Annotated in this window: 5 protein-coding genes; 4 read left to right on the plus strand and 1 reads right to left on the minus strand. The window is 60.2% G+C overall.

The window, feature by feature from the left end; all coding sequences use genetic code 11:
• Window positions 1-28: 28 nt before the first annotated feature.
• Window positions 29-1,837: an SLC13 family permease gene (locus CVS27_RS16725; protein WP_103466978.1), complete on the minus strand. Its 1,809-nt coding sequence runs from the start codon at window positions 1,835-1,837 to the stop codon at window positions 29-31.
• A gap of 199 nt (window positions 1,838-2,036) precedes the next feature.
• On the opposite strand from CVS27_RS16725, the gene CVS27_RS16730 reads away from it, so the two are divergent.
• The 4 genes from CVS27_RS16730 (at window position 2,037) to cls (ending at window position 7,105) form a co-directional block, all read left to right on the plus strand.
• Window positions 2,037-2,414 carry an SHOCT domain-containing protein gene (locus tag CVS27_RS16730; protein ID WP_103466979.1) on the plus strand — a complete coding sequence of 126 codons (378 nt, stop codon included), beginning with the start codon at window positions 2,037-2,039 and terminating at the stop codon, window positions 2,412-2,414.
• Window positions 2,415-2,445: 31 nt separating this feature from the next.
• Window positions 2,446-3,999 (plus strand): AbgT family transporter, encoded by a 1,554-nt coding sequence (locus CVS27_RS16735; RefSeq protein ID WP_243400248.1) that lies wholly within the window; start codon window positions 2,446-2,448, stop codon window positions 3,997-3,999.
• Between the two features lie 36 nt (window positions 4,000-4,035).
• Window positions 4,036-5,538 (plus strand): leucyl aminopeptidase, encoded by a 1,503-nt coding sequence (locus CVS27_RS16740; protein WP_243400249.1) that lies wholly within the window; start codon window positions 4,036-4,038, stop codon window positions 5,536-5,538.
• A 100-nt stretch (window positions 5,539-5,638) separates the two neighbouring features.
• Window positions 5,639-7,105, plus strand: a complete 1,467-nt coding sequence (gene cls, locus CVS27_RS16745; RefSeq protein WP_103466997.1) for a cardiolipin synthase — start codon at window positions 5,639-5,641, stop codon at window positions 7,103-7,105.
• Window positions 7,106-7,263: the final 158 nt, after the last annotated feature.

The raw sequence follows: 7,263 nt of genomic DNA on the forward strand, positions 1-7,263 counted from the left end.
AGACGGGGCCGGAATCCGACGGGCGGAATCAGAAGGGCCAGAAGACTGGCACCAGGAACACCGCCACCGCCACGTACAAGGACATGATGACCAGGCCAAACTTCCAATAGTCGCCAAACTTGTACCCCGCCGGGCGCATGATCATCATGTTGGCGGGGGTGGCAATGGGTGTCAGCAGGGCCGCTGCCGAGGCCACGCTGACGCACATCAACACGGTGAGCGGGGACAAACCGGCCTCGTTGGCCACTGACAAGGCGATCGGGATGATGATCAGGGCAGTGGCCGTGTTGCTAATGAGCTGGCCCAAGACGGCTGTGACAACAAAAATGCCGAGCAACAGCAGATAGGGGCTGCTGCCACCGGTGAGGTAGACAATGCCGTTGGCCAACATTTCCGCCGTACCAGTCTTGGTGATGGCCGCTGAGAGCGGGATCATGCCTGCGACCAGAATCAGGGTTTGCCAAGACATGGACCTGTGCGCCTGCCCCATGGTGACCACACGGGTCAGGACCATGGCCATGGCGGCCAAGAGTGCTGCCACTGATGCCGGGACAATGTTGGTGGTCATCATCACCACCATGGCTGCCAGGATGATGAGCGCGGGAATGGCGCCAGGACCCAACGGCACCGTTTGCCGGCGGATGGCGTCGGGGGAGTCAACCAGCAACACGTTTTGGTCGCGGGTGTGCTGATCCAATGAGTTCCAGCTTCCCTGCAGCAGCAAGGTGTCGCCAGCTTTGACTTGGTTTGCGCCGGACTCCGGGGACTTGCCGGCTCGCTGGTGCGCCAAGACCACCAAGGAACCACTCTCAGTGACCATGCCCGGGTAAACACTTGTGTCAATCAAATTTGAGCGGGGGGCCACCAAGACTTCAGCCACTCCGAACGACTTGCTCACCAAGCCGCACGCAACGTCACTTCCATGGGTGGTATCCACTGCCATCTCGTGTTCCAGCGCAAAATCGGCAATGTCGCTTGCCGTGCCGCGCACCACGAGGTAGTTACCGGCACCCAACACATCTGAAGAGAGCGGCTTGCCGGCTGCGTTTTGCACGCTGAGCAGGTGCACCCCGCCGCGGGTGGCGGGCAGCACCCCGGCTATCTTGTCGCCAACGTGGCCGCTTCCCACCGGAACCAGAAGACGCACCAGTTCATGCTCGGCCGGCCAGTAGTGTCCCAACAGAACCCGTGGATGGTCACTGAGGTCCTTGGGTGAGTCCTCGGGAACCCGTTGCGGCAGGAGTTTGGGCCCCAAATAGATAGCCACCACAATGGTGCCTATCAGCAAGGGCAAGCCAACAAGTGCAAACTCGAAGAAGCCAATACCCCGGCCGGTGGAGTCGATGGCTGCTTCCAAAATCAAAATATTCACAGGAGAACCAGTCAGGACAAGCAAGGAGCCCGCGTGGGCGGCGAAGGCCATGGGCATGAGCAATTGGCCAGGCTCCCGGCCCAGTCGCACAGCCAAAACCACCACCATGGGCAGCAGGGCGGCAACCGCGCCATTCACACTGATAATTGCTGTGAGCAGCGCCGTAAACAGCATGATCAGGGCAATGAGGCGGGGCCTGCTGTCGCCGGCGAACCTCACCAGCAAGCCACCCATCCAGGTGGTGATTCCGGCAGCATCAATGGATTCAGCAACCACGAAGAGCGCCGCAATCAGAATGACTGTTTGAGAGCCGAAGCCTGAAAATGCATCATCAATTCCAATGATTCCCGTGGCGAAGAGAATCAGCGCAACACCGATGGCCACTATCTCCACGGGGATTTTGTTCCACACGAATATGGCAACGGTGATTGCCAGAATTGTCAGCATGACAGCGATTTCGCTCATAGGCACAGGCTAACTTCTTTGGTGGGCGCATAACAATTTTGACGCCGCCCCAAACCGTTGAGGCATTGTGATCTTTCAATGAACTTCACCGGCCCATCACCTGCTAATCTAACAAAGAAACGCGGCTCTTTGAGCGTCGTGAATTACTTTCTGGACACCAATAGTGTGCCCATTCCGTTCTACCAATATTGGGGTAACAATGAACTTCCTTGAAACACTTTGGTCCATCATTATCTTCTTCTTGTTCTTGTCCTACCTCATACTGCTGTTCCAGATTGTCGCCGACCTTTTCCGTGACTCCAAGCTTTCCGGCTGGATGAAGGTTGTGTGGATCATTGGTCTGGTTGTGCTGCCGTTCCTGACCGCACTGGTTTACATCATCGCCCGTGGCCAGGGCATGACTGAGCGCAGCATCGCCCAGGTGAACCAGGCGCAGAAGGAAACTGAGGAGTACGTTCGCCGCGTGGCTCACACCCAGAGCCCCGCCGAGCAGATCGCCGCTGCGAAGGCATTGCTAGACGCCGGAACCATCACGGAGGGCGAGTACGCACAGCTCAAGGCCAAGGCTCTGGTCTAAGCAACATAGTAAGGATTGGGGAGAACACATCATGGCCGAAAAGATGGCGGAACTTAAACCGCAAAAAAAGTCATTTCTTGAGAAGTTTCTGACAGGTGTGGAAGTAGTGGGAGATAAAGTCCCGCATCCTGCCGTCATCTTTTTGATCCTTATTGGCTTGGTCATGGTGTTGTCGGTGATCTTCTCCTGGGCCGGTGCCAGCGCCACGTTCCAGAGCGCCAACATCGTCACAGGAGAGATCGACGACGTCACCACCAAGGTGCGTAGCCTTCTGGACGCCGATGGAATCCGTTTCCTTTTCACCTCCATGGTCACCAACTTCACCAACTTTGGTGTTGTTGGCGTGATCTTGGTGGCGATGCTCGGTGTGGGCCTCGCTGAGGAAGCCGGACTGATTTCCGCCCTGATCCGCAAATTGGTGCTGGTCACGCACCCAAGCATGATCACCTTTGTGATTGTGCTTCTGGGTGTCATCTCCAGCATTGCCACCGATGCCGGCTACATGGTGCTGATCCCGCTGGGTGCGGCGATCTACCACTCCTTGGGCAGGCATCCGCTGGCCGGCCTTGCCGCAGCGTTCTCCGGTGTCGCTGCGGGCTTTGGTGTCAACGTTTTGATCACCCCGCTCGATGGCATGCTCACGGAGGTCACCAACGAGGCCATCCACATGATGGACCCGGCCCGGAACCTGGATGTAACGGCCAACCTGTACTTCAGCATCGCCTCCACCATTCTGGTAACCATCGTTTGCACCGTGCTGACGGACAAATTCGTGGAACCCCGCTTGGGTGTCTATGAAGGTCCGTCAGCCGGGCACGAGGACGGTGCACTTGACCCTGCGGAGAAGAAGGGCCTGAAATGGGCCATGTTCACAGGTCTTGGCATCGCCGCCGTCGTGCTTCTGCTCTCGCTGCCGTCCTGGGGGCCGCTGCGCAACCCGGAGACAGGCTCCTTGATTGTTGCCGCACCCTTGATGGACAGCATCATCTTCCTCGTCATGATCGTCTTCCTTGGCTGCGGCATCGCCTACGGCTTGGGCGCTGGCACCATCAAAAACAGCATGGACATCATCAACCCGATCGTGAAGACCTTTGCCAATCTTGCGGGCCTGATCTTCTTGCTGCTGGTCATCGCCCAGTTCATCGCCTACTTTGCCTACACGAACCTGGCAACAGTGGGTGCCGTGGGCATGGCCGACTGGTTGGAAACTTCCGGCTTTGGACCGGTTCCGCTGTTGATCGGCTTTGTCATTGTGGCCCTGATCATCGACATTCTGATGCCCGGCGGGCTGCCCGCCTGGGCCATTCTTGCCCCGATCTTCGTACCCCTGTTCATGCGCCTGGGCATTGAGCCCGAGGCCGTGCTGGCCGCCTACCGCGTGGGCGATTCACCCATGAACATCGTCACACCGCTCATGCCATACTTCGCTATGATCGTGGTGTTCGCCCAAAAGTACCGCCCCAAGTCAGGCGTTGGCACCATTGTGGCCATGATGCTGCCCTACACGGTGGTCTTGATTGTGGTGTGGACGACGTTCCTGGTGCTCTGGTTTGTCACAGGCATCCCCTGGGGCCCCGCAAGCTAGCAAGCGTTTCATTACGAGAGAAAAGGTTTTCCCCTGGTGCATACGCCCATTAAATTGATTCCCGAATCGTACAACCCGGCCCCCTCGCTGCAGCTTGATCCGGCCGTGTCTGCCCCGGATGCGCCTGCTGGCGAGGCAACCGCCGTCGGATACTTTGTGTCCACTGACGGTGACGCACCTGCCGAACTTGGCTTGGGCAAGGAGGCCCTGGCAGCTGCCGGCTTCACCGGCGCAGCTGGCCAGACACTGGTCATTCCCCGTGCAGATGCGACGGCGGCAGTTGCGGTGGGTGCCGGAGCCGGTGCCACCCGCACGGCCGACGAGCTGCGCGACGCTGCCGCCGCGTTCGCCCGTGCCGCGGCCCGCCATGCCAAGCTGGCCCTGATCCTCCCGGCTGGCCACGGGCTCGACGGCGCACTGGCCGCCCAGGTTGTCGTGGAAGGCGCCCTGCTGGCCCGGTACCGTTTCAATGCCCTGCAGACGGCTCCCAAGGATGTCACCGTCGAGAGCCTTGACGTGGTGGGCGCCGGCGACGGCGCAGCAGCCGGTGCGGCCCGCGGAAAGGTGCTGGCCCGTTCTGCCGCTCTGGCCCGCGATCTGGCCAACAACCCGCCCGGGCACCTCACGGCCACCGAATATGCTGACTTTGCCACGGAGCAGGGCCCCTCGTTTGGGCTGACGGTGGAAACGTTCGACAAAGCTGCGCTCATTGAACTCGGTTGCGGCGGGCTGCTCGGCGTGAATGCCGGCAGCTTCGAGGAACCGCGCATGATTGTGCTGCGGTACAAGCCGGCGGGTGTCCCCACAGCCCACCTGGCCCTGGTGGGCAAAGGCATCATGTATGACTCCGGCGGAATCAGCCTGAAGCCATCAGATCCTATGCACCTGGCCATGAAAATGGACATGGCAGGTTCCTCTGCCGTGCTGGCCGCCATGACGGGGCTGCGCGATCTGGGTGCCACCGCCGAGGTCAGCGCCTGGTTGATGTGCACCGACAACATGCCCTCCGGCACGGCAACCAAGCTCGGCGACGTACTCACAGCCCGCAATGGCAAAACGGTTGAGGTCAAGAACACCGACGCCGAAGGCCGCCTGGTCATGATGGACGCCCTGTGCCTGGCCATGGAAGAAACCCCTGACGCCATTGTGGATGTCGCCACGCTAACAGGTGCCGCCATGGCTGCCCTGGGCACCTTGGTGGGTGCTGTCATCGGCAACAGCCAGGACTTGGTGGACCAGGTCACGGCGTCGGCGCAGGCAACGGGGGAGTCGGCGTGGCAGCTGCCGCTGGAGACACGGTACCTGCCCCAGCTGAACTCGGACATTGCCGATATCTCCAACATGGGCGGCCCCACAGCCGGGGCCATCACCGCGGCGCTGTTCCTGTCCGAATTCGTCAAGGGCACGCCCTGGGCGCACCTGGACATTGCCGGGACCATGAAGAGCGACACCGACGATTCCTGGCGCCCCCGCGGCGCAACAGGGTATGGCACACGGCTGTTGAGCGATTTGATGCTGAATTTCGCCAAGGTTTCCTAACCGGCTTGCCCTAGACTGCTAGAACCATTGAGGAGCAACGGCGGACTCGCATGAGTCCGCCGTTGCTCGTTTTTCATGAGGGAGATACCTGTTCGTGAGCATCCTGGATTGGTTCAGCGACGCCAATCATCTTGCCTGGGTCCTGCTAGCCCTGCACGTGATTCTTGGCGCCGTGGCAGTTGCCTATATTTCCGCACGACGCCGGCCGGCAACTGCCATCGCGTGGATGCTGACCATCATCTTCATCCCTTTCATCGGGATCATCGCCTTTTTTCTGGTGGGCTACAACCGGCTGCCCAGGGCCCGTCGCGACAAGCAAAAGCATGTCAACGAGCTGATCCTGGACCGTACCGAGGGGTTTGACCAGCTCAGCCATCGGGAGGACTGGCCGCACGGCCTGGGCACCCTTGTCACCCTCAACAACACCTTGGGTGCGCTGCCCATGGTGGGAGGCAACGACGTCGAACTTCTCCCCGACTATCACGGCTCGATCGCCGCCATGGCCAAGGAAATCGACGCCGCCCAAAGCTACGTGCACGTGGAGTTTTACATTCTGGTGCACGACGCGGCGACCAAGCCGTTCTTTGATGCGCTGGAACGGGCCTGCCTGCGCGGGGTGAAAGTGCGGGTGCTCAGCGACCATCTGGCGGCCGTCATGAACCCGGGCCGGAAGGAAACGTTGGCCGTGCTGGCCGCCATGGGTGCCGAATACCATGCCATGCTGCCGCTGCGGCCGTGGCGGGGCCAATGGCAGCGGATCGATCTGCGCAACCACCGGAAATTGCTCGTGGTTGACGGGGTGGTGGGCTTCACCGGATCGCAAAACCTGGTCCACGAGAGCTACAACAAGAAGAAGAACATTGCGCGCGGGCTGCGCTGGCACGAGCTGATGATGCGCGTGCACGGGCCAGTGGTGCGCGAGCTCGACGCCGTGTTCGTCACCGACTGGTTCAGCGAGACCGAGGTTTTATTGGAGCTGGACACCTCACCCGTTGTCATGGACCCGGCCCCGCACCTGGTGGATGCGCAGGTGGTTCCCAGCGGGCCGAGCTTTGAGAATGACAACAACCTGAAACTCTTTGTCTCCATGATCCACCAGGCCACCGAACGGGTCAGCATCACCAGCCCGTACTTTGTGCCGGAGGACTCGGTGCTGCTGGCCATCATCACAGCGGCCGGGCGCGGCCTGGACGTGGAGCTGTTTGTGTCGGAGATTGGCGACCAGGCCATGGTCTACCACGCGCAGCGATCGTACTACGAGGCGCTGCTGCGGGCCGGGGTGAAAATTTACCTGTACAAGGCCCCGGAGGTGCTGCATTCCAAACATTTCAGCATTGACTCCGATGTTGCAGTGATTGGCTCCTCCAACATGGACATTCGATCCTTCTCGCTGAACATGGAGATCTCCGTGCTGATCCACAGTGCCTCCTTTGTGACGCAAATGCGTGCCGTGGAGGACGGCTACCGGGCCAACAGCCGGCAGCTGGAACTCGCAGACTGGGTCAAGCGCCCGTCGTGGGAGAAGTTCTGGGACAGCGCGGCCAGATTGACGTCAAACCTGCAATAGTCCCCAGACGCTGCCACTCCTCCCTCCCTTCAGGCGCTCCTTCACATATGGGGGTCGTTTTCGGCAACGCTCCTTCACATACGGTATCTGTCAACCTGTTTGAGAGAGATTGACGTTTTGTTGAGTTCGTTGTTTGGGGTCGTTGATGGCGACGTAGG

Source organism: Arthrobacter glacialis, from assembly GCF_002909445.1.
Lineage (GTDB): Bacteria > Actinomycetota > Actinomycetes > Actinomycetales > Micrococcaceae > Specibacter > Specibacter glacialis.

Bases quoted from the DNA above. Each gene is read 5' to 3' on its own strand.
- CVS27_RS16735 (WP_243400248.1), top strand. From the start codon at position 2,446: ATGGCCGAAAAGATGGCGGAACTTAAACCGCAAAAAAAGTCATTTCTT.
- CVS27_RS16730 (WP_103466979.1), top strand. From the start codon at position 2,037: ATGAACTTCCTTGAAACACTTTGGTCCATCATTATCTTCTTCTTGTTC.
- CVS27_RS16725 (WP_103466978.1), bottom strand. From the start codon at position 1,837: ATGAGCGAAATCGCTGTCATGCTGACAATTCTGGCAATCACCGTTGCC.